16 protein-coding genes are annotated in these 22,784 nt (G+C 63.9%); 13 read left to right on the forward strand and 3 right to left on the reverse strand.

Features of this window, described 5'->3' with window-relative positions; genetic code table 11:
• Positions 1 to 66: 66 nt before the first annotated feature.
• The 12 genes from ispG (at position 67) to AC6R19_RS08895 (ending at position 15,332) form a co-directional block, all read left to right on the forward strand.
• Complete coding sequence (ispG, locus tag AC6R19_RS08840; protein ID WP_500579434.1) at positions 67 to 1,179, forward strand: flavodoxin-dependent (E)-4-hydroxy-3-methylbut-2-enyl-diphosphate synthase; 1,113 nt, start codon at positions 67 to 69, stop codon at positions 1,177 to 1,179.
• Between the two features lie 241 nt (positions 1,180 to 1,420).
• Complete coding sequence (gene hisS / locus AC6R19_RS08845; protein ID WP_500579435.1) at positions 1,421 to 2,683, forward strand: histidine--tRNA ligase; 1,263 nt, start codon at positions 1,421 to 1,423, stop codon at positions 2,681 to 2,683.
• A gap of 82 nt (positions 2,684 to 2,765) precedes the next feature.
• A complete protein-coding gene (locus AC6R19_RS08850) occupies positions 2,766 to 3,539 on the forward strand; it encodes a YfgM family protein (protein ID WP_500579436.1) in 774 nt (257 codons plus the stop codon).
• Positions 3,536 to 4,702 carry an outer membrane protein assembly factor BamB gene (gene bamB / locus AC6R19_RS08855; RefSeq protein WP_500579437.1) on the forward strand — a complete coding sequence of 389 codons (1,167 nt, stop codon included), beginning with the start codon at positions 3,536 to 3,538 and terminating at the stop codon, positions 4,700 to 4,702. The genes AC6R19_RS08850 and bamB overlap by 4 nt, the downstream gene beginning before the upstream one ends.
• Positions 4,703 to 4,938: 236 nt before the next feature.
• The gene (gene der / locus AC6R19_RS08860) at positions 4,939 to 6,333 is read left to right on the forward strand and encodes a ribosome biogenesis GTPase Der (RefSeq protein WP_500579438.1); all 1,395 of its coding nucleotides are present in this window, start codon (positions 4,939 to 4,941) and stop codon (positions 6,331 to 6,333) included.
• Between the two features lie 120 nt (positions 6,334 to 6,453).
• Entirely contained in the window at positions 6,454 to 7,911 is a 1,458-nt protein-coding gene (locus tag AC6R19_RS08865; protein ID WP_500579439.1) for an NAD-dependent succinate-semialdehyde dehydrogenase, read from the forward strand.
• A 235-nt stretch (positions 7,912 to 8,146) separates the two neighbouring features.
• Positions 8,147 to 8,836: a tRNA (N6-threonylcarbamoyladenosine(37)-N6)-methyltransferase TrmO gene (tsaA, locus tag AC6R19_RS08870; protein ID WP_500579440.1), complete on the forward strand. Its 690-nt coding sequence runs from the start codon at positions 8,147 to 8,149 to the stop codon at positions 8,834 to 8,836.
• Positions 8,837 to 9,163: 327 nt separating this feature from the next.
• Positions 9,164 to 11,005, forward strand: a complete 1,842-nt coding sequence (locus AC6R19_RS08875) for a metallophosphoesterase family protein (protein WP_500579441.1) — start codon at positions 9,164 to 9,166, stop codon at positions 11,003 to 11,005.
• Between the two features lie 195 nt (positions 11,006 to 11,200).
• Positions 11,201 to 13,249: a protein-disulfide reductase DsbD family protein gene (locus tag AC6R19_RS08880; protein WP_500579442.1), complete on the forward strand. Its 2,049-nt coding sequence runs from the start codon at positions 11,201 to 11,203 to the stop codon at positions 13,247 to 13,249.
• Positions 13,246 to 13,860: a thioredoxin family protein gene (locus AC6R19_RS08885; RefSeq protein WP_500579443.1), complete on the forward strand. Its 615-nt coding sequence runs from the start codon at positions 13,246 to 13,248 to the stop codon at positions 13,858 to 13,860. Before AC6R19_RS08880 ends, AC6R19_RS08885 begins: the two co-directional genes overlap by 4 nt.
• Before the next feature lie 20 nt (positions 13,861 to 13,880).
• A complete protein-coding gene (locus AC6R19_RS08890) occupies positions 13,881 to 14,384 on the forward strand; it encodes a protein disulfide oxidoreductase (RefSeq protein ID WP_500579444.1) in 504 nt (167 codons plus the stop codon).
• A 132-nt stretch (positions 14,385 to 14,516) separates the two neighbouring features.
• Positions 14,517 to 15,332 (forward strand): MBL fold metallo-hydrolase, encoded by an 816-nt coding sequence (locus AC6R19_RS08895; RefSeq protein WP_500579445.1) that lies wholly within the window; start codon positions 14,517 to 14,519, stop codon positions 15,330 to 15,332.
• Between the two features lie 93 nt (positions 15,333 to 15,425).
• Here AC6R19_RS08895 and nagX read toward each other — a convergent pair whose 3' ends face one another.
• Positions 15,426 to 16,523 carry a transmembrane glucosamine N-acetyltransferase NagX gene (gene nagX / locus AC6R19_RS08900; protein WP_500579446.1) on the reverse strand — a complete coding sequence of 366 codons (1,098 nt, stop codon included), beginning with the start codon at positions 16,521 to 16,523 and terminating at the stop codon, positions 15,426 to 15,428.
• A gap of 158 nt (positions 16,524 to 16,681) precedes the next feature.
• On the opposite strand from nagX, the gene AC6R19_RS08905 reads away from it, so the two are divergent.
• Complete coding sequence (locus AC6R19_RS08905; RefSeq protein WP_500579447.1) at positions 16,682 to 17,908, forward strand: hypothetical protein; 1,227 nt, start codon at positions 16,682 to 16,684, stop codon at positions 17,906 to 17,908.
• 173 nt (positions 17,909 to 18,081) lie between these two features.
• On the opposite strand, the gene AC6R19_RS08910 is transcribed toward AC6R19_RS08905, so the two are convergent.
• Together AC6R19_RS08910 and AC6R19_RS08915 are read right to left on the reverse strand one after the other, a co-directional pair.
• The gene (locus AC6R19_RS08910) at positions 18,082 to 19,029 is read right to left on the reverse strand and encodes a glycoside hydrolase family 16 protein (RefSeq protein ID WP_500579448.1); all 948 of its coding nucleotides are present in this window, start codon (positions 19,027 to 19,029) and stop codon (positions 18,082 to 18,084) included.
• Between the two features lie 285 nt (positions 19,030 to 19,314).
• Positions 19,315 to 22,698 (reverse strand): chitinase C-terminal domain-containing protein, encoded by a 3,384-nt coding sequence (locus AC6R19_RS08915; protein ID WP_500579449.1) that lies wholly within the window; start codon positions 22,696 to 22,698, stop codon positions 19,315 to 19,317.
• Positions 22,699 to 22,784 lie beyond the last annotated feature (86 nt).

Here is a 22,784-nt window from a genome sequence, read left to right on the forward strand (position 1 = left end):
GGTTTGCGCCCAATCTCTCTATAATCTCCCCTTCGTTTTTCTGTCTGTAGAACGCCAGGTCACCCTATGCAATTTGAGTCACCCATTGTCCGCCGCGTGTCGCGGAGAATCATGGTGGGCAATGTGCCCGTCGGCGGCGGTGCGCCTATCTCGGTGCAGAGCATGACCAATACCGACACCTGCGACGTCGCGGCGACCGTGGACCAGGTGAACCGCCTGCAGCAGGCCGGTGCGGACATAGTGCGCGTCTCCGTGCCGAGCATGGACGCCGCCGAGGCCTTCGGTGAGATCAGGAAACAGGTGACCGTGCCGCTGGTGGCGGATATCCACTTCGACTACCGAATCGCGCTGCGCGTGGCCGACCTGGGCGTCGACTGCCTGCGTATCAATCCGGGCAACATCGGCCGCGAGAAGCGCATCCGCGCGGTGGTGGACAAGGCCCGCGACCTGAACATCCCGATCCGCATCGGCGTCAACGCCGGTTCACTGGAAAAAGACCTGCAGAAGAAATACGGCGAGCCCACCCCGGATGCACTGGTGGAATCCGCCCTGCGCCACGTGGAGATACTCGACGGCCTGGACTTCCAGAATTTCAAGGTGAGCGTCAAGGCCTCGGACATCTTCATGGCCACCGCCGCCTACCGCAAGCTGGCGCAACTGATCGAGCAGCCGCTGCACCTGGGCATCACCGAGGCCGGCGGCCTGCGCGCCGGCACGGTAAAGTCCGCCATCGGCCTCGGTGCCCTGCTGCTGGACGGCATCGGCGATACCCTGCGGGTATCCCTGGCCGCGGACCCGGTGGAAGAGGTGAAGGTGGGCTGGGACCTGCTGAAGAGCCTGCGCCTGCGCACCAAGGGCATCAACTTTATCGCCTGCCCCAGCTGCTCGCGGCAGAACTTCGACGTGGTGAAAACCATGAACGAACTGGAGGCGCGCCTCGAGGACATCACCACGCCGCTGGATGTGGCGGTGATCGGCTGCATCGTCAACGGCCCGGGCGAGGCGAAAGAGGCGGATATCGGCCTCGCCGGCGGAACTCCCAGCCACGCCATCTATGTGGACGGCCAGCCAAATCGCAAATTCACCAATGAAAACCTGGTCGACGACCTGGAGCGCCTGATCCGCGAAAAAGCCGCGGCCAAGGCCGAGCGCGAGGCGGACATTATCGCCAAGGCGTAATTCCCGGGACTCGGGACTCGGGGCTCGGGGCTCGGGGCTCGGAAAAGAACACAGAAATCAAATGCGAAGGCGCTGATGCCGGCGGCCTTTTGCCAGACCTTCTGCGGCCATGGATGGCCGTGGAGAGCGTACAGGGACGTATTCACAGCGTGTCTGGCAAAAGGCCGCCGGCAGCAGTGCCGCCACCGAGCCAGCAACTGGCACCTGTGGCTCAGCAATAACGAGCAAGTAAGGAACACCGTTGAAACAGCTTCGCGCAATACGCGGCATGAACGACCTGCTGCCGGACCAGTCCCCGGTCTGGCAGTATGTGGAATCCACCCTCAGCGAACTCTTCGCCCGCTACGGCTACAGCGAGATCCGCACCCCTTACCTGGAGGCGACCCAGCTGTTCAGCCGCGCCGTCGGCGAGGCCACGGATATCGTCGAGAAGGAAATGTACACCTTCGACGACAAGAGCGGCGACAGCGTCACCCTGCGCCCGGAGGGCACCGCCGGCACAGTGCGCGCGGCCATCCAGAGCAACCTGCTGATCCAGCCCCAGCGCCTGTGGTATTTCGGCCCCATGTTCCGCTACGAGCGCCCGCAGAAGGGCCGCCTGCGCCAGTTCCACCAGTTCGGTGTCGAGGTTTTCGGCATCGAGGGCCCGGATATCGATGCGGAAATCCTCATCATGACCGCGCGCCTGTGGCGCCAGCTGGGTATCGATGAGCATGTGAAACTGCAGCTGAATTCCCTCGGCAATTCCGCCAGCCGCGCCGCCTACCGCGACGCCCTGGTGGACTACCTGAGCGAGCGCCGCGAGCAGCTCGACGAGGACAGCCAGCGCCGCCTGGAGCGCAACCCGCTGCGCATCCTCGACAGCAAAAACGCCCAGACCCAGGAACTGCTGGCGGGCGCCCCCTGTCTACTGGACTTCCTGGACGAGGAATCCGCAGCCCATTTCAGCCAGCTGCGCGAATTACTGGACGCCGCCGGAGTGGCCTACGAGATCAACCCCCGTTTAGTACGCGGGCTCGACTACTACGGCAAGACCGTATTCGAATGGGTCACCGACAGTCTCGGCGCCCAGGGCACCGTCTGCGCGGGCGGCCGCTACGACGGCCTGGTGGAACAGATGGGCGGCAAGCCGACCCCGGCGGTGGGCTTCGGCCTCGGTGTCGAGCGGCTGGTGCTGATGCTGGAGACCCTCGGCGCGCTGCCCGAGGCCCTGGACCAGCAGGTGGACGCCTACCTGGTGGCCGTGGGTGATGTACAATCGGCGGCTTTGGCCGCGGCGGAGCAGCTGCGTGACCAGCTGCCCTGGCTGCGCCTGCAGACCCACATGGGCGGCGGCAGCTTCAAGAGCCAGATGAAGAAGGCCGATAGGAGCGGGGCCGACGTGGCGCTGATCATCGGCGAGGACGAGGCCGCGGCGGGGCAGGTGACCGTCAAGTACCTGCGCGCTGAAGAGCCGCAGCAGACGGTCGCGCTGGCGGAGCTGCCCGCATTGCTGCAGGGCTGAAGAAATAACCCTGTAGGAGCGCGGTCAACGGTCGCTCCTACAAGGAAAAATCTAAGAAATTACAGGAAAGGCGAATCATTCCATGGCTGACCACATTACCGAACAAGAACAAATAGAAACACTGAAACGCTGGTGGGCGGAAAACGGCAAGGGTATCGTCACCGGCGTGGTGTTGGCACTGGCCGGCTACTTCGGTTACCAGTGGTGGCAGGGCTCCGAGCGCGCCAAGGCCGAGGAGGCCTCCAACCTGTACCAGAACTTTGTCGAGGCGATGTCCGCCAACGAGGGCCAGCCGGACAACAAGCAGCTGACTACTGCCAAGAGCGTCGGCCAGCAGTTGAAGGAGGATTTCCCCAAACGCATCTATGCCAGCCAGGCATCCCTGCGTCTCGCCGCCATGGCCGCGGAAGCAAACGACCTGGAAACCGCGGAGAAGGAACTGCAGTGGGTGTTGGACAACACCGGTGAAACCACCCTGGAACTGCTGGCCAGGCGCCGCCTGGCCGCGGTGAAGGCCGCGCGCGGCAAGCCGGATGAGGCGCTGAAGCTGCTCGAGGGGGATGTGCCGCCGTCCTTTGCCGCGCTGTTCGCTGAGACCCGTGGCGATATCCTGCTGCAAAAGGGCGAAGAGGAGGGCGCACACGCCGCCTACCAGCAGGCGCTGGCACAACTGCTGCCGGAGCAACAGGGCAGCCGTCGCCTGCTGGAAATGAAGGTCGAGAGCCTCGCCCCGGCACAGGACAGCAGTGAAGAGAAGGCCAGCGAAGAGCAGGATGGCGAAGCCGCCGAAGGCGAAGAGACCCAGCCGACTGAGGCTGGGACAGAGACAGGGACCGAGGAGAGCAACGAGCAATGAGTTTCCTTTCCCGCGCGACCGGCCGCGCCGCAGCCGTAGCCCTGGCGCTGGCAATCGCCGCCTGCGCCTCCAACGAAGAGAAGGAAGACACGGATCCGGTCGAACTGGTGGATATCACCGCGACCGTGGAGCTGGAGGAGGTCTGGTCGAAGAATATCGGCGATATCGACACCAAGCGCTACGCCATGCTGCAACCCGCCATCGGCAATGGCATGCTGGTGGCGGCCAACAGCGAGGGCGACATCATCGCCTTTGACCGCAATAGCGGCAGGCGCCACTGGAGGACGGAACTGGATGTCGAGATCAGCGGCGGTGTCGGCGTGGGCCTGGGCATGGTGGTGGTTGCCGATTACCGCGGCCGCGTCGTGGCGCTGGACCTGAAAGACGGCAGCGAGCTGTGGACCTACCAGGTCTCCGGCGAAGTGGTGTCCGCCCCGGCGGTGGGCGCCGGCATGGTGGTGGTGCAGACGGTGGACGGCAAGCTGGTGGGCCTGGACGCGGCCAGCGGCGAGGAGCGCTGGAGCCACAGCACTGTGCTGCCGGTACTGACCCTGCGCGGCACCGCAGCACCGGTAATCACCGGCGGCACGGTGATTGCCGGACTCGACAACGGCAAGCTGATCGCGCTGGACGCTCGTGACGGCATACCGCGATGGGAGCAGCGCGTCGCCATTCCACAGGGCTCGGCCGAACTGGAGCGGGTGGTGGATATCGACGGCACGCCGGTGGTGCGCGGCGACCTGGTATTCGCCGCCAGCTACCAGGGCCGCGTCGTGGCCCTGTCCCGCGAGGACGGCCGCGGCCTCTGGGCCCGTGACGCCTCCACTCACCACAGCGTGGCCGTAGGCGCGGGCAATGTATACTTGAGCGATGCCGGGGGCAGTGTCTACGCCTACAATGTGGGCAACGGCCAGATCGTCTGGAACAACAACGAACTGCTGCGCCGTGAACTGGGCGGCCCGGCCTACTTCGGCGACGTGCTGGTGGTGGGCGACCTGGAGGGCTACCTGCATGTGCTGGACCCGGCCAACGGCCAGTTTATCGGCCGCGAGCGCATCGACAGCGACCCGATACGCATCCCGATGCTGGTGGACGGAGACCTGCTGTTCGCCCTGTCCGACGATGGCGAATTGGTGGCCCTGCGCCTGGAGCGCCGCGAGTAACCAACGCGCCGTTTCCCTAATCGCCCCTCTCCCGCTTGCGGGACAAATTTGCCGGGAGCAAATTTGGACGCCGGAGACGCCCGCGAAGCGGGCCAGCGCCAGGGATGGCGCGAGTCACTGGGGCCGGGGGAGAGGGCATCGCGGGCTGCAGGCCCGCAGTGAATTCAAGCACCGCCCGCGCCCCGCGGGCGTTCGCATTTCTGGCAAAAGCGATTTTGCCCCGAGTAGATAGAACTATGTTGCCTGTAATCGCCCTGGTAGGGCGCCCCAACGTGGGCAAATCCACACTTTTCAACCGGCTTACCAAGAGCCGCGACGCGCTGGTGGCCAACTACGCCGGCCTGACCCGCGACCGCAAGTACGGCGAGGCGGAGATAGACGGCCGCAAGGTCATCCTGGTCGACACCGGCGGCATCAGCGGTGGCGAGGAGGGTATAGACGCGGCCATGGCCCAGCAGTCCATGCAGGCCATCGAAGAGGCCGACATTGTCCTCTTCCTGGTGGACTGCCGTGCCGGCCTGACCCCGGCGGACGAGATGATCGCCGACCAGCTGCGCACCAGGTCCAAGCCCACCCTGCTGGTGGCCAACAAGGTCGACGGCGTCAATCCGGATATCGCCCTGGCGCCCTTCTATGAGCTGGGCATCGGCGAGCTGTTCCCGACCACGGCCACCCACGGCCGCGGTGTGCGCGCCCTGATGCAGCGCGTGGTCGAGGATCTGCCGGAGCAGGCCGAGCCGGAGCAAGTGGAAGAGGCCAAGGGCATCAAGATCGCCATCGTCGGCCGCCCCAACGTGGGCAAGTCCACCCTGGTCAATCGCCTGCTGGGCGAGGACAGAGTCGTCGTCTACGACCAGCCGGGTACCACCCGCGACAGCGTCTATATCAATTACGAGCGCGACGACAAGCCCTATACGATCATCGATACCGCGGGCATCCGCCGGCGCAAGAATATCAAGGAGTCAGTGGAGAAGTTCTCCATCGTCAAAACCCTGCAGGCGGTGGAAGACGCCAATGTGGTGGTGCTGGTGATCGACGCCCGCGAGGGCCTGGTGGACCAGGACATGCACCTGATGGGCAGTGTCATCCAGGCCGGCCGAGCGCTGGTGGTGGCACTGAACAAGTGGGACGGCCTCGAGGCCGATCACCGCGACTACGTGAAGGCGGAACTGGAGCGGCGCCTGCGCTTCGTCGACTTCGCCGATATCCACTTTATCTCCGCCCTGCACGGCACCGGCGTCGGCCACCTGTACGAATCCATCGAGTCCGCCTACCAGAGCGCCACCGACAAGCTGTCCACCAACCACCTGACGCGCATCCTGCAGTGGGCGGTCAGCGAGCACCAGCCGCCGCTGGTGCACGGCCACCGCATCAAGCTGCGCTATGCCCACGCCGGCGGCCAGAACCCGCCGGTAATCGTGATCCACGGCAACCAGACCGAGCAGGTGCCGGCGCACTATGTGCGCTACCTTGAGAAGACCTACCGCAAGGCCCTGGATCTGCACGGCACCCCGATCAAGATCGAATTCCGCACCGGCGCCAATCCCTACGCTGGCAGGAAACAGAAACTGACCGACCGCCAGAAGGCCAAGAAGCGGCGACTGATGAAGTTTGTGAAAAAGAAAAAGTAGTATTGTCGGGACTCGGGACCCGGGACCCGGGGAAAGGCGCCCCCGGGAACTCGGAGCCCCAGCTCCGCATTGTGGGCCGCAGGCCCGCAACGCCAAAAGGCAATGGAAAAGGAGAACGCCATGCTGGACCTGAAAAACACCTCACTGCTGCGCACTCAGTCCTACGTGGACGGCAAATGGATAGACGCCGACTCCGGCGCAACCTTCGAAGTCACCAACCCCGCCACCGGCGAAGTCATCGCCAGCATCGCCGACCTGGGCGCCGCAGAAACCCGCAAGGCCATCGAAGCCGCGGACAAAGCCTGGCCCGCCTGGCGCAACGCCACCGTCAAGGAGCGCGCAAAAATCATGCGCCGCTGGTTCGGCCTGATCATCGACAATGTCGATGACCTGGCAAGGATTCTCACCGCCGAACAGGGCAAGCCGCTGGCGGAATCCAGGACCGAGATCCTGTACGGCGCCAACTATATCGAGTGGTTTTCCGAGGAGGCCAAGCGGGTCTACGGCGACGTCATAGCGCCGCCGTCCAACGACAAGCGCATCGTCGTGATCAAGCAGTCAGTGGGCGTCGCCTGTTCTATTACCCCGTGGAATTTCCCCAGCGCCATGATCGCGCGCAAGATGGCCCCGGCGCTCGCCGCCGGCTGCCCCTTCGTCGCCAAGCCCGCTTCGGAGACGCCGCTGTCGGCCTTGGCGCTGGCGGTACTGGCGGATGAGGCGGGCATTCCCGCCGGCGTCTTCAACGTGGTGGCCGGCAAGAGTGCGCGGGAAATCGGCGAGGAGATGACCTCGAATCCGCTGGTGCGCAAGTTCACCTTCACCGGCTCCACTGCGGTGGGCAAGCAGTTGCAGGCCCAGTGCGCCGAGACCATCAAGAAAACCTCCCTGGAACTGGGCGGCAACGCCCCATTTATCGTCTTTGACGACGCCGATATCGATGCCGCGGTCAAGGGCGCGATCATCTGCAAATACCGCAATGCCGGCCAGACCTGCGTCTGCGCCAACCGCATCTTCGTGCAGGAGGGCGTCTACGACGAGTTCGCGGAGAAATTCACCGCTGCGACCAATGCCCTGAAAATGGGCCACGGCGCCGAAGAGGGCACCGACGTCGGCCCGCTGATCACCAGCAAGGCGGTAAAAGGTGTGCAGGAACTGGTGGACGACGCGTTGCAGAAGGGCGCAAAGCAGGTTCTCAGCGGCGGCCCCAATGCACTGGGTGAATGCTTCTACGCCCCCACCGTGCTGACCGAGGTCAACGACGAGATGCGCCTGTTCAAGGAGGAAATCTTCGGCCCGGTGGCGCCGCTGTTCAAATTCTCCACCGAGGAGGAGGCTATCCGTATGGCCAATGACACCGAATTCGGCCTCGCCTCCTATTTCTATTCCCGCGATATCGGCCGCATCTGGCGTGTGGCCGAGGGGCTGGAATACGGCATGGTCGGCATCAACGAGGGCATAGTCTCGAATGAAATGGCGCCTTTCGGTGGCGTCAAGCAGTCCGGCACCGGCCGCGAGGGCTCCAGGTACGGCCTGGACGATTACCTGGAAATCAAATACCTCTGTATGGGAGGGATTTGAACTGAATGATGACTGCGGAATTTGGATTGTACTCTGTAGGAGCGGCCGGTGGCCGCGATCGATGTCTGCTGTTGCCTTCAAGTTCGATCGCGGTCAACGGCCGCTCCTACGGGAAAAAAGCCAAAGCGTGCATTGACTCACGCCATCCATGGCGTTCGCCCTGCGGGCGCCTTCGGCGTCCAAATTTTTTCCGGAAAATTTGTCCGCGCTCCGCATTCATCATTCTGCATTCCAAATGACCCCTATCGCCACCGTCCACTCCTGCTTCGGCGAAAAATTCGGCGTTCCCCGCCAACCCCTGCTCGCCGACGCCAGTCGCGCCTCCATTGAACTGCTGCCGCCGCTGGACACCCCCGACGCCGTCGCCGGCCTGGAGGAAAACACCCATCTGTGGGTGATCTTCCAGTTTCACCAGGCCGCCGGCCAGTGGTCCGCCAAGGTGCGCCCGCCGCGCCTCGGTGGCAATAAGAAACTCGGCGTCCTCGCCACCCGTTCCCCTTTCCGCCCCAACAATATCGGCCTGTCGGTGGTGCGCCTGATCGAAGTGCGCACCGAGCCCAGGGTGGAACTGATCGTCGGCGGTGCCGATCTGGTGGACGGCACGCCGGTGCTGGATATCAAGCCCTATATTCCCTATGCGGATGCGCTGGCAGATGCGCACAGCGCCTTTGCCGAGGCGCCGCCGGAACCGGTAGCCGTTTCCATTCCCGGGGAGATCATGAAGAAGGCCGCTGCCTACCGCGACGACTGGGGCACCGACCTGCCGCGGTTGATCGAGCAGGTGCTGGCCCAGGACCCCAAACCCGCCTACCAGAAACCGGATCCGGAGCGGATCTACGGCATGCAACTGTGTGGCTTCAATCTGCGCTGGCGCTATGTCGATGCAGGGATCGAGGTTATGGCACTGAATCCTCTCCCGAGCTGATCCGCGCCACCGCGATTTCAAGCAACTGAAGTAAAATTGTCATTTGCCGGCTGTTCAATGGATACGGTCGTCGGTGGACAACCCATATCCGATTTTCCCTTCGAGCAGTTCCCGGAAGTGACTTGCGGCGCGAGTCTGTGGTGGCCCTGTCCAATTTTTCCCAAGAACGGAGCAGGACAAATGACTGGCAGCAAAACATGCGGGCGGTGGATGCTGTTGACGATGGTTGTTGTCTGGAGTTTCGCGGGCTGCGAATCGGATTCGGGTGGAAACTCTGCTGCCGAAATTCCCGGGCAGCCCGCCGCGAGGGGGAATAATGAAACTTCGGTGTTTCGCCTCGGCCTGCTGCCCGATACCCAGGGCGGCGTCGACGGCGAAGGCCGGGCCCACGTGGCCCTGCACCCGATGCGCGAAGTCCTCAAGCACCAGGAGGCGGCCGGTGTCGATATGGTGATCGCCCTGGGCGACCTGACGGAGCGGGGTTCCGCGGAGGAACTCGCCGAGTGGCGCTCCCTCGCCGATGGTTATGCGGAGAGGGGAGTGGAGTTCCTGCCGCTGATGGGCAACCACGAGACCAGCTACGCCTACAGCGTCGAGTGGATCGACAATATGCGGGATTTTATTCCCGCAGACGCGGTGCATATGCCCGGTTACGAGTGGATCAATTACTACGTCGTCCGTGAAAATGTGCTGGTATTCGGCCTGGCCTATAACAACCTGCCCACCGCCTTCGAGTGGATTGAGGCGGTGGTGTCCGAACAGCGGGACCAGGTGGATCATATCGTCGTGGCCGGCCACGACGGCCTGATCGGCGCCAAATACGGACAGACCCGCGAGCATATCGTGGAGGGCCTCAAGGAGGACAGCCAGCTCTACCGGATTCAGCCACGGATCCGCGAATTCCTGGCCGACAACGACGCTATCTATGTGCAGGGCCACGAGCACCAGTACCAGCGCTCGCTGATTTCCGCCAGGACGGCGCTGCAGACGCTGCCTTCCGCTTCCACTTCCGCGGGCGGCAATTACCGTATGCCCGCCTATACCCAGATCATGGCCGGCAACGCCTCCTACAAGGGCTACGAATTCCGCTACGGCGAGCGGGATCTGGTGCAGATGATCGTGTCGCAGAAGAACGCCACGCTAAAGAACGGCTCCGAAGCCCTGGACGTCAACTCCTCGATTCTGACATTTCGCGGCCCGCGGGTGGATTACGTCTCCTACTTCTCGTCCCATCGGGCACAGAGCAACGATGAAACCGAGGCATTCGAGGCCAATTGGAAACTGCTCGACAAGTTCACGCGCACCGCGGATCGCTGTGAGGCGGTCGTCTATGCGGATTCCATTCCAGAGGGCACCCGCCCGGCCATGGTGCTGCAGCGGGAATACCGCACCAATATCTGCCTGGCGCCTAGCGGCGGCCAGGCACAGCTGCTCGGCGGCCGCAATGAAATTTTCAACCGCACCGATAGCCGCACATGGGACATGGCGTTCACACCCGGCCTCAACCGCGCGGAATCCCTGAACGACCTGATGCGCCTGACGCACCAGTGGCTGTTCCAGCACCACGAGAAGTGGACCCCGAACCTGAACAGCTCGCAGCGTGCCCTGCCGGATGCCGACAGCGATACACTGACCATTCCGGAAACCACCATCGACCTGAAAGAGCATGTGACCCTGAGCTGGCTGCCCGCTTCTGAAGAGACGGTTTCGGATATCCTGATCGTCAGCGGCACCCAGAACCAGGCCGGTGTCTACCAGGACGACTACGGTGTACTCAAGGATATCGAAACGGATCCCGGTCTCGCAGCGAGCAGCACCGGCGGCCATGCCAAACCCCCGGTCGAGCTGCCGGACTACGCGACAAAGTCCTGGGATATCGGCGATGCTGTGGCCGATCGCTATGCGCTGTCATTTACCGGTCCGGAGGGTGCCGGCGAAGAAGTGGTGCTGTCCGTCAAAGACGGGGGCAAGTGGCAGGCCCTGGCCCCGGAGCAGTGCCTGGTACAGGCAGGCTGGCAGAACAGCTTTCTCGACAAGGCTCCCGAGCGCACCGCCGGCTGTGACCACTGGCCGCTGGCGGGCTTCGATCCGGCGCAGCGCAATCGCTGGTGGGCAGTCCTGCAGCGGGACGCGGAGCTGGCACTGGTTTTGCGGGAAAGCCTGAACTGAGGGTCGCCGGGGCCGGGCTCGGAAAAGAACACGGGAGCAGGGGCAAGTAGCTGTCCACCCCCTTTCCCTGTATAACCATCGCAATGGCATTTGCAGCTTAACCGCGAATCCGCTTGAATGGGGCCGTCCCATAAAAATAATGCCGGTGCCGGAAACCTCCGCGAATCGCAGCCGGTCGGGAGGGAAGAGGTGTGAGTGTCTAACCTGCACAGAGTTGCGAAATTCATCCTGACCGCCATCCTGCTGGGCGCCGCCACTGCAGTGTTCGCCCAGGACAGCGCCAGTGGCGACCATGTGCGTGTGCGCTGGCTGGCACCGGATTCGTTTTCCCACGGCAAGAGCGAAACCATCGGCTTTTATTTCGAAGTGGACCCTGGCTGGCATGTCTACTGGCGCAATGCCGGCGACTCGGGCGCGGCGCCGCGTTTTGATTTTTCCGCCCGCGACGCGGAAGTCGGCGATATCCACTGGCCCTTCCCGGTGCGCCTGCCGGTAGAGCACCTGACCAACCTGGGCTACGAGGGCGATGTCGCCTACCTGTTCGACGTGACCCCCGCCGCCGGTGCCGGCAGGCTCTCCCTGGACGTGAACCTGGAGTGGCTGGTGTGCAGGATCGACTGCATTCCCGGCTTCGGCACCATGGGCCTGTCGCGCCCGCTGGCGGGGCGGGGAGACTGGCCGGAAGCGGATCGCGCACTGCGCGACCGCTTCCTGGCGCGGGTGCCGCAGTCACGGGTGGACAGCCCCTGGCGCCCCGTGGAATTGAGTGATGCCGGCCCCGGGCGGGTGCAACTGATACTCGAGCCTTCCGAGCTGAAAGAGGCCGAGCCGCCGCAGGTATTTCCCCTCGACGGCAACCTGCTCACCGCCGCCGAGCCCGAGGTGCGCCGGGACGGCGGCCGCCTTCACTACACCTTTGCCCGCGTACCCGGTGCGCCGCCGGCTGCGGCGACCGGTTTTGTGATCAGCGACGGTGAGCGCGCCTGGTCCCTGGACTCGGTCCCCTTCGGTGCAGTGCCGGCGGCGGACGTGCCGCAGACCCTGTGGCTGCTGGTGCTCGCCGCCTTCGCCGGCGGTGTGATCCTGAACCTGATGCCCTGTGTCTTCCCGGTGCTGTCGATCAAGCTGTTCGGCCTGGTCGGCAGGGGCGCGGCGGTCCGCAGCCGACTGCGCGAGGGACTGATGTACAGCGCCGGCGCAATTGCCACCTTCGCCGCCCTGGGCGCCCTGCTGCTGGCCCTGCGCGCCGGCGGCGCGGCGGTGGGCTGGGGCTTCCAGTTGCAGTCGGCGCCGGTGGTACTGGCTCTGATACTGCTGTTCTGGCTGATGGCGCTGTCCTTCAGCGGCGTGTTTGAATTCGGCCACCGGCTGATGAACCTGGCCGGCAGCAGCCGCGGTGGCTCCTTTGCCACCGGCGTGCTGGCAGTGTTCGTCGCCGCCCCCTGTACCGGGCCCTTTATGGGCGCCGCCCTCGGGGCGGCGGCGGTTCTGCCGGCGACATCGGCAATGGCGATCTTCCTTGGCCTCGGCGCAGGCCTCGCGGCGCCCGTCCTGCTGCTCTGTGCCAGTCCGGGGCTGCTGAAGCGCCTGCCGGCACCCGGCCCCTGGATGGACAGGCTGCGCCAGTTGCTGGCCTTCCCGCTCTACGCGACGGTGATCTGGCTGCTGTGGGTGCTCGGCAGGCTGCTGGGTGACGGCGGCTGGCTGATCGGTACCCTGTTGCTGCTGGCGGTGGTCTTCGCCCTGTGGCTGGGCCGCAGTTTCGCCCGCTGGGGCAGGGCGGCCGGATACCTGGTGGCGGTCGCCGCGCTGGTCACCGCCTTCGGTGCCCTGCGCGCGCCGGAACAAGGTGGCCCGCAGCTCGCCCGGGGTGCATGGCAGCCCTATGACAGGGCAGCCATCGACCGGGCGCGGGCGGGCGGCCGCGCGGTGTTTATCGACTACACCGCCGCCTGGTGTATCACCTGCCAGGTGAACAAGAAACTGGTGCTGGAATCCGAATCGGTGATGGATCTGTTCCGGTCCCACGACGTGCTGCTGGTGCGCGCCGACTGGACCGAGCGCGATCCGGAGATCACGCGGGCTCTGGCCGAGATGGGACGCAACTCGGTACCGGTCTACGCCTGGTACCCGCCCGGCGCGGAAAAGCCCGAACTGCTGCCGCAGATACTGCGGGAGCAGATGATTGCCGCGCTCTTTGCCGGCGAAGATACCCTTCAACTCACAGAGGAAGACGCACCATGAACGGAAAACAATTGATCCGCAGCCTCCTGCTGCCGCTGGTAATGACCGCTCCCGCCCTGGCGTTGGCCGTCGCCGTTCCGGGCGAACAGGCGCCGGCATTTTCCGAGGTGGACGCCGCGGGCAAGACCCATGCGCTGTCTGACTATACCGGCGAGTGGCTGGTGATCGAGTGGTTCAACAAGGACTGCCCCTACGTCAGGAAGCACTACGGCAGCGGCAATATGCAGGCGCTGCAGGAAAAGTACACCGGCCGGGATATCAACTGGCTGACGGTCATCTCTTCCGCCAAGGGCAAGCAGGGCTACCTGGAGCCGGCACAGGCGCTGGAAGTGGCCGAGAGCCACAGGCTGAATGCCAGCGCGCCCTTCCTGCTGGACGCCGACGGCAGCATGGGCCGCGCCTACGGCGCGAAAACCACACCGCATATGTTTATCATCAACCCGGAGGGTGTGGTGGTCTATGCCGGCGCCATCGATGACAACGACTCCGCCAATCCCGCCGTGATTCCCGATTCCAAGAACTTTGTCGCCGCTGCACTGGATGCATCCCTCGGCGGTGAGACCGTCGCCGTCGCGTCATCGCGGGCCTACGGCTGCAGCGTGAAATACTGAGGTCCGGCGGGAATTCAAGCTTGAAGGCAAAGTGGGTGGCGGCCCTGCGCCGGCTGGCGGTTTTTGCTCTGTTGGCAGCGGTGCTGGTCGGCGCCGTCGGCTACTATCAGCAGCGCGACATTCCCAGGGACCGGGCGCCGCTCCTCGCCGGCCAGTCGCTGGATGGCGAATTCCTCGATTTGCAGCGGATGACGGCGCGAGGCCCGGTACTGGTCTACTTCTGGGCCACCTGGTGCCCCTACTGCCGCCTGGTGTCGCCGACGGTTTCCGGCCTCTCCGCTGACCACCAGGTAATCTCCGTCGCCATGCAGTCCGGCAGTGACGAAGAACTGCGCCAGTACCTGGCCAGCGGGGATCTCCACTTTCCCACCATCAGTGATCCGGCCGGTGCACTCAGCAGCTCCTGGGGTGTGCGCGTCACGCCGACGATCGTCGTCGTCAACAGCCGCGGCGAGGTGAGCTGGGTGACCTCCGGCACCACGTCCAAATGGGGCCTGCAGTTGCGGCTGATGCTGACCGATTGAGACCGAGAAAGAGGGAGTCCCCTTTTGTCATGCACAATTGTGCAATCGGTAATTTCAACGTCTGCGGCAATTGCCTACAAATAAGCTTCACGCTCCAGCGAATATCTCATTTACCGAGTCTGAGGGGTTGCCGTGTCCGTACTCGATTCCTTCCGCTACAGAGACCTGGATGCGCTGCGCGTAGGGCGCTTCAACCTCGGTATCAATACCTCGTTTATCGTCTACCGCCTGGGGGATACGCTTGTCGACACCGGCCCCAGCAACCAGTGGAAGTTCGTCCGGCCGTTTGTCGAGAGCAGGCCCTTCAGCCAGTTGCTGCTGACCCACCACCACGAGGACCACAGCGGTAACGCCGGCGCGATTCAAAAGCTGACCGGTGTGCAGCCGCTGGCGCCGGCGATCACGGTGGATATCCTCAGGCGCGGATTCTGGATACCGCCGATCCAGAAAGTCATTTGGGGGAGCGCAGGGAAGGCGGACGCGAGGGCGCTGCCGGATGAGATCCATATCGGTGGCGAGAAGGTGCGGTCGATCTTCGCCCCGGGGCATGCAAAGGATATGACCTGCTATCTGTTGCCGGAGCGGGGTTGGCTATTCAGCGCCGACCTGTATATCGCCAACTACCTGAAGTTGCTGCGCAGCGACGAGCATATTCCCACGCTGATGGACAGCATAGGTGCCGTCCTGGCGTGTGACTTCGATATCATTCTGTGCCCGCACCGGGGCGTGGTGGAAAATGGCAAACAGCGATTGCGGGAAAAATACGATTACCTGCTTGATTTGGCCGAGCGGGCGCAATCGCTCGAGCGGGAGGGGCTGGAGCTGGATGAAATCACCCGGCGCCTGTTGGGCCGGGAGTCGCTGATCAGCTTCCTGAGCCGCTACAATTTCAGCAAGCGCAACCTGGTCGCTTCCTGCCTGGAGGTGGATATTTCCCGCTACCGATAGTTTTCTTCACTCCGTGGGAGTGGCCGGTGGCCGCGATCGATCTGTGGAAATGCCCGGCGTCGATCGCGGCCAACGGCCGCTCCTGCCGGGGGCTCAGGGGCTGATCAGGATTCCGCGTTTGTACAGCCAGCGCAGTACCAGCCACTGCAGCAGGATAACGCCGAGAGCGATCACCAAGGCGTTGCCGGCCTCCGGCAGCGCCGCAGCTATGCCGCCGAACAGGCTCTCGCTGCTGTACTTCCAGTTCACCAGGCTGGTGCCCAGATACACCAGTATCGCGTTGCAGCCGATCACGGCGAAAAAGGTGTTGAACCAGCGCCATTTCCACATATCCACCAGCAGGTAGAAGAGGGCCAGCAACAGCAGGCTGCAGGCACTGGTGATCAGTACGAAGGAGCTGGTCCAGAGCTCCTTGTTGACCGGGTAGACCCAGTGCCACAGCAGGCCGCCAAGCAGGCAGGCGAGGCCGCCGATTACCAGTCCCTGCAGGATTATTTTGTGTTGGCCGGAGTGCTTGCGCAGCCAGCGCCCGGCGAAGACACCCATCAAGGCGTTGGCGACGGCGGGTATCGTGGAGAGCAGGCCTTCCGGGTCGTAGGGACGGTTCCGGTAGGTGATGCCGGGCAGGCAGCACTGGTCCACCCAACTGTTGATCGAGTCCGTGGGGGTCAGCGCGCCGAGGCTGACCTGCAGCAGCCAGTAGCCCAGCAGAATCGCGGCGGCAATGAGGTATTGGCTGCGCACACTGCAGTGCCAGACGATCATGGCGGCAAAGAACCAGGCGAAGCCGATTCGGGCGAGCACGCTGGCGTAGCGGATTTCGCCCGGGTCCGCGGAAATGCCTGTGCCCCAGCCGTGGTTGTAGACGATGCCCAGGACGATCAGTATCAGCAGGCGCTTGACGGCCTTCTGGTAGATAGGCCTGCGACTCTCCATTGGCAGGCCACGCAGGGACTTGTTGGCGATGCCGAGGGTGACACCGGAGAGGAAGATAAACAGCGGGAAAATCAGGTCGTAGAAGCGGAAGCCGTCCCACTCGCTGTGCTGCATCTGCCCGTGGCCAAAATGGAAAATGCTCCAGCCGGTGAGGGCCAGCAGGGGCGGGAACAGGGCCTCGCCGCCGATAATCCAGAACATGTCGAAGCCGCGCAGCGCGTCGACGGAGGCCAGGCGTTGTTTTTTATTGGTCATGGGTACTTCTTCTATCTCTGCTTTAGTTGTTGTAGGAGCGGCCCGGCCGCGATCGGTCTTTGCGTTTCCTTCAGCTCTGGATCGCGGCCATGGGCCGCTCCTACAGGGGTGCTAGACTGAGGACATGAGCGCCGAACTGCGCGGCGGGAGGTGACCGCATGTCCGACGCTGCGGCGACATTTCTCAGGTATCTGCAGAGCGCCAAGCCGCCACTGCCCGACTACTTTTCGGTCGCCTGCGCGCATCAGCGTATTCCCGACACACTGCTCGCCGAGGTGGATGCCTTCATCGACCTGTTCGAGCGCGTGGTCCGGCGCCAGGCCTGGGTACGTGAGGCCACAGCGCAGGCGCCGGCCATCGCGCGGACGCCGCGCCCCGAGGTCTGCTTTTTCAGCGCCTGGGATTTTCACCTGCCACCGGACAGGCCCGGCGACTGGCAGCTGATCGAGTTCAACGACAACGGTTCCGGCTTTCTTTTTGCGGCGCAGGTCAACCGCGTCTTCTACGAGGTCTTCCTCCCGGATGATGCCGCCATACGGCCGCCCCCGTCGCTCGGGGAGCTGGAGCGGCAGGTTCAGGCGATGATCGCGCAGGAATGCCGGACCTGCCTGAACACTGAATTCCCGCAAGGCTTGTTGATTCTCGACGATGGGGGTTCGCTGCGTAGGGGCCGCTTCCGCGAAGAGCATAAGTGGCTGAAGGCAATCTGCCGGACCCAGGGCTGGCGTAGCTTTATAGCCGCACCCGAGGCGCTGGCGTGGGATGGCGACAGCCTGCTTGTCGAGGGCGAGCCGGTCGATTTCGTCGTCAACCGCTCGACCGATTTCTTCTGGCAGGGAGATTGTTTTACGGCACTCAGGGAAGCCTACGCGAGTGGCCGGATCTACACTGCCCCGAATCCCTTCAGCTACACCACCCGCAGCGACAAGCGCCTGCTGGACTGGCTCTCGCGGCCGGACCGGGATGCCGAGCTCGGCATCACCGCGGACGAACGCACACTGCTCTCGCGGCATGTGCCGGAGACCTGGCAATTGTCCGGCGACAACCTGGAAGCGCTGGCCGCACGCAAGCTCGAGCTGGTGTTCAAGCCCGCACAGGGCCACGCCGGCCTCGGTGTACTGGACAGCCGCGAAGTCGGTCGCCACCGCTTGCAGCGGCTGCTGTCCAAGGGGGAGCGCTATGTCGCCCAGCGGCGGGTCGACAAGGGCGAACTGCTGGATGCGGACGGCAATCGCCTCTGGACCGATCTGCGCGTCTGGTCCTGGCGCGGCCGGCGATACCTGATCAGCGGCCGGGCATCGCGACGGGCGGACCGCCTGGAGCTGGAGTCGCCGGGCGGCTGGCTGCCCACCTTCGGGGAGGTGTCGGCGAAGCGGCCGGACTGACCTGGTCCCGCACGGGGCGCATGTCGAAGCGCGGTGTAGTTTCTGGGGCATAGGTACTTCTAGCGCTATTTCAATCGCGGTGTCTTAGTCTCGGTGTAGGAGCGGTCCCGCCGGCTTTCCCCGGGCTTTGATCGCGGCCATGGGCCGCTCCTACAGGGGGTTTTTGAATTCCGCTATAGACCGCAGGGGGAATCCAGTTTCGGGCTCCAGTCAGGCACCGTATCCCGGTAGGCGATCCTGTCCGCGCGCAGGCCTGCGACCGCCTGAATGACCTGGTCCGTATCCATTATCTGGTTTGCGCTGTGGAAGACCCAGTCCACATCCTGCTGGTAGACACGCTGCTCGTCGGAATCGATCAGGCCCTCCTGGGTAAACCAGAGGTTGAAGTTGATCGACATGGGCTCTTCCGGGAAGACGTGCTCGCTGTGGCGGGCGAACTCCTCGCCGTCGACAAAGTAGCGGATCTCGTTGTCCGTCGCCTGCAGCACCAGGGTGTGCCAGCCGGCAAAGCTGCCCTGTTTCACCGAGTATTCATTGTCCTTTTCGAAGGGGTTCAGCTTGAAGGTCTCCCAACTGGTGGCGAAGAGGGCGTGGCCCTCCTCGCCCCAGCCGCCGTTGGCCAGGTATTCGAAATCCATCTCGCTGTAGTCGGGGTCCATCGGCGCCTTCAGCGGGCTGATGGTGTAGAAGGTCTCGATAATCTGGTCGCCGTCCGGCCCCTGTACCGGCTCGTCGCGGAAGAAGACCCGCGCGGCGTAGGTACCCTCCAGGTATTTGCGCTGGTGGCAGAACTGGGTGTGCTCGGTGTTTTCGCCGCTGCCGTCGGTGGAGGAGGTGAGGCGCAGCAGGGTATTGCCGTCCTGTGCGCTGTCCGCCAGGAAGGAAATACCGTCGGCGGACCAGCGGGCGCCGGCTACGCCCGGGTGGCCGGCCTGGGTGCGCACGCGCCAGTCGTTTCCGAGCATGGCATCCAGGTCCGTGTAGGAGAAGTCGTCGAAGAATATCTGTGGGCTTTCTTCGCTGATTGCTGCGGGTCTGGACTCCCCGGTGTCGAGGTCACAGCCGGCGAGTTGCAGGCCGAGTAGCGGGGCTGTGGTCAGGGTGAGCAGTTTTTTATTCACGATACATTTCCTTTCCATCTAACAACGAAAAAAGCCCCGGCGAACCGGGGCGAATATAGGAGTATTACCTATAGATCAACAACGAGAGAGAACTAACGGTCACCTCTATAAATCTACTGCGCGTGCGCCTGGCGGCGGCCGGCGGTGCTGGTGCGCCAGCCCGGTCCAATCCTCAAGTACTAAAGTACGCTCCGGTTGCTGCGCTCCGGCGGCCACCACCAGCCACCCGCTCGCTACGATTTCTAGAGGTGCCCTTCCTGCGAGAACAACTTCCTTAAATTTTTCTTAATCCACGGTGCAGACAAACTCCCAGCTGCCGTCGGCGGTACCGGGGACCGAGTTGGTCCACCACTTGGCCTGCCAGACATCGCCTTCGTGGATTATCCGGTCGCCGCCGTTGGCGTGGTCACCTGCGGGCCAGGTCGGATAGGTCACATAGCCGCTCGGATCCACGCCGGCGGAAGAGCAGCTGGTGCCGCCGCTGCCACCGTCGCCGCCGTCACCACCGCCGGACAGATCCGCCAGAGGCAGCTCCGGGTGCTCGAAGGCCAGGGCGTAGGTGGTGCCGTTGATGGTGGCGGTGTAGGCCTGGGGGCCCGAGACCGGCAGGTAGTAGTTCAGGGTCAGGTCCCAGCTGGCGCCGTCGGCCAGGTTCTGCCAACTCGGCAGGGTGAAGCGCACCCGGTGGAATTCGTGCTCGGCACCGCCCACATTGCCGCCGCCGGCGTTGGCGCCGCTCTCGATGACTTCCAAACCGGCACCGCTCTGGTCGGTGATGGTATCGGAAGTGGAGGTGGGCATGTCGAACTCGAACACCGTACCGCCGGGAATGGTGCTGCCGGTGTTGTTGGTGATGTACAGCTTCGGGTTCAGCGGGTAGTTCTGGTCGCCCAGCTTGAAGCCGTCCACGACCATCTTGATGTCCACCGCTTCAGACGGCAGCGGGCGGTCGCTGCGCAGTTCGCGGTAGGGGGCGGCGGTCCTGAACTTGTCGTAGGCGAGGCCGGTCAGGGTGGAGCCCATAAAGTACTCGCCCTTCGAGGCATCCCAGTCGTAGTCGCCGGCCAGTTCCCAGAACATGATGCCGCCCACGCCCTGGTCGATCACATACTGCACCTTGGCGTCCATGGACTCTTCGTCTTCGGTGGAGATGAACACGTCCTTGGTGTCGTTCCACAGCCAGGGGGCCTCGGACACGCCGTCGTAGTGGCGCACGTAAGTACCCACCAGCGCGTCTTCCGGATCGTTGTTCGGGTCCAGGCCGTAATCGTCCAGGTAGCTGCCGAGGATGCCGTTCTCCAGGTTCTTGGCGTGCCACATGGGGTTGGAGCCGGCGCCCATCTCCTCGCCATTGCTATCGAGGTCGTGCCACATATTGTCGATACCGATGGCGCCGTAGCCGCAATCGGAGGCGCCGCCGGTGCCCTCGGGGCATTCGGACTGGTTGGGCAGCGCGGCGCTGCCGCCGAGGCCGTTTGTGCCGCCGGTTACGCCCTGCCAGCCGCGGGTGTAGTAGGGGATGCCGATATTGATACGCCCCGGGGACATGGAGCCGCGGAAATACTTCACCGCCCAGTCGATATTCAGGTAGCCGATACCGCCGTACTGGGCCGTGCCGTAGACGTTGGCTGCGGCCAGTTCCGGATCCTCACCGTTGTCGAAGAGCGCGGAGTTGTGCCCCACGTATTCGTTCCAGGCGCCGTGCAGGTCGTAGGTCATGATATTGACGTAGTCGAGATATTGGGTGATCTGCATGGTTTCCTGGCCGCGCAGCAGGTAGCCGGAGGAAGGCGAGGCGATGGTGAGCATGTAGTGGGTGTTGTCCTGCTCACCGGCTTCATCCAGCTTCTCGCGCAGTACCCGCATCAGCTCCACGTAGGAGTCCATCAGGTAGGCGCGCAGCGGGTTGGATACACCGAAGTCCAGTGGATTGCCGGCGTCATTCATCGAGGTGGGGTACTCGTAGTCGATATCCACACCGTCGAAGCCGTAGGTGCGGATAAAGTCCACCGCCGAGTTGGCGAAGGCTTCAATGCCCTGGTGGTTGATGCTGCCGTCGGCATTGGTGGTCATGGTGTAGAAGCCGCCGTCGTTGACGCGATCGCCGTATTCGTTGAAGTGGCCACCGGTCTCGGCCCAGCCGCCGACGGACACCAGGGTCTTCACGTCCGGGTACTGTTCCTTGTACTTGGACAGCTGGTTGAAGTGACCCTTGTAGGCGTAGTCGGGATCGGTTTCCGCGCCGGCCACGCCGGGCCACTCCATACCGGTGGCGGGGTTACCCGCGTCCGCGGTATTGCCGACGGACACGGAGTAATCGCTGCCGACATGCGCGAAGGCATAGTTGATATGGGTGATCTTGTTCCAGGGAATATCCTTCACCAGATAGCTGGGCTGGCCGTTGGCGCCGTTACGCCAGCTGGTGAAGTAGCCGATGATGCGCCGCGGGTGGTCCGCGCCCATCTTCTCGCGGCCGGCCGCGTCGTAGATATCGCAGTAGTTCGGCGCCGTGCCGGGAGTGGTATGGAGGCCGTCCGGCCGGCAGGGGTGGTCGCTGGTGATCGGTTCGCCGTTTACGGTGATGGAAACTGGCGCTGAATCCGCAAACTGGTCGGCGCTGTCGAAGGCGCGAGCGTAGACGGAGTGGCTGCCGGCCTTGGCGGTCCAGCCGAAAGCGAAGGGCGAAGAGGTATCCTCGCCCACCTTCTGGCCGCCCACATAGAACTCGATGCGGGCGACCGGGCCCTCGGCGTCGGTGGCGCTGGCTTGCAGGGTGACGGTGACACCCTCGTCGAAGACGCTGCCGTCCGCTGGCGAATCCAGGGTGACGCCGGGCGGGTTGTCCGGGTCGCCGACGGAGATGGAAACCGGCGCCGAATCGCCGCTCAGTTGGTCGTTGTCGGTGGCCGTCGCGGTGATGGTGTGGCTGCCGGCAGTCGCGGTCCAGGTCGCCGAATAGGGCGCGCTGGTGTCGGTGCCGACGCTGCTGCCGTCGACAAAGAATTCCACGCTGGTGACGCTGCCGTCCAGGTCACTGGCGGTGGCGCTCAACGGCACAGCTTCACCGGTGGTGTAGGTGGCGCCATCGCTGGGGGAGTCCAGGCTCACCTGGGGTGGCTGCGGCTGGTCGGAGGTGACGTCTATGGAGATGGCCGCTGTAGTGGTATCCAGGCCGCCGTCGTCCTCGATCCGCGCGGTGAGCTGGTGGCTGCCCGGCGTCGCGGTCCAGTTGAAGGACCAGGGGGTGCTGCTGTCGCTGCCCACGGCGTTGCCGTCAACGAAGAACTCCACCAGCACCACCTGGCCGTCGTCGCTGGCGTCGACTTCAATGATAACGCTGTCATTTTCGGCAAAAACGGCACCGCTGGCGGGGCTGGTGATAGATCCCTGTGGGGGCTGGTTCTGGCCGCCATCACAGGCGCCCAGTTCGGTCCAGGCATTGGTCCAGGCCCAGCCGGCACCCGGCTCGTAGGGGCCGCCGACTGTGCACCAACCGCCCACCGTGCACTCGTATGCCGTGTCGTTGTTTTGTACCCGATCGCCGGTGTTGTAGTTGGATCCGTCGACATAGACGGGCAGGCCGTTACAGTCGTATGCGTAACTGTGCCCGGTGAAGAGGCCGGACAGCAGAGCCGCGGCGATGCCTGGCCTGGTGATTGCTGGTTTCATGTTTGTCACCGTTATTATTGATATAAGTTCAGGGTGCCAGTGGCAATGGCCTCAAAACCCTCGACCGCAATCCACCGAACCAAACA

This window comes from Microbulbifer sp. SE14 (genome assembly GCF_059834885.1).

Bases quoted from the DNA above. Each gene is read 5' to 3' on its own strand.
- ispG (WP_500579434.1), top strand. From the start codon at position 67: ATGCAATTTGAGTCACCCATTGTCCGCCGCGTGTCGCGGAGAATCATG.
- AC6R19_RS08850 (WP_500579436.1), top strand. From the start codon at position 2,766: ATGGCTGACCACATTACCGAACAAGAACAAATAGAAACACTGAAACGC.
- bamB (WP_500579437.1), top strand. From the start codon at position 3,536: ATGAGTTTCCTTTCCCGCGCGACCGGCCGCGCCGCAGCCGTAGCCCTG.
- der (WP_500579438.1), top strand. From the start codon at position 4,939: ATGTTGCCTGTAATCGCCCTGGTAGGGCGCCCCAACGTGGGCAAATCC.
- AC6R19_RS08865 (WP_500579439.1), top strand. From the start codon at position 6,454: ATGCTGGACCTGAAAAACACCTCACTGCTGCGCACTCAGTCCTACGTG.
- tsaA (WP_500579440.1), top strand. From the start codon at position 8,147: ATGACCCCTATCGCCACCGTCCACTCCTGCTTCGGCGAAAAATTCGGC.
- AC6R19_RS08885 (WP_500579443.1), top strand. From the start codon at position 13,246: ATGAACGGAAAACAATTGATCCGCAGCCTCCTGCTGCCGCTGGTAATG.
- nagX (WP_500579446.1), bottom strand. From the start codon at position 16,523: ATGACCAATAAAAAACAACGCCTGGCCTCCGTCGACGCGCTGCGCGGC.
- AC6R19_RS08905 (WP_500579447.1), top strand. From the start codon at position 16,682: ATGTCCGACGCTGCGGCGACATTTCTCAGGTATCTGCAGAGCGCCAAG.
- AC6R19_RS08915 (WP_500579449.1), bottom strand. From the start codon at position 22,698: ATGAAACCAGCAATCACCAGGCCAGGCATCGCCGCGGCTCTGCTGTCC.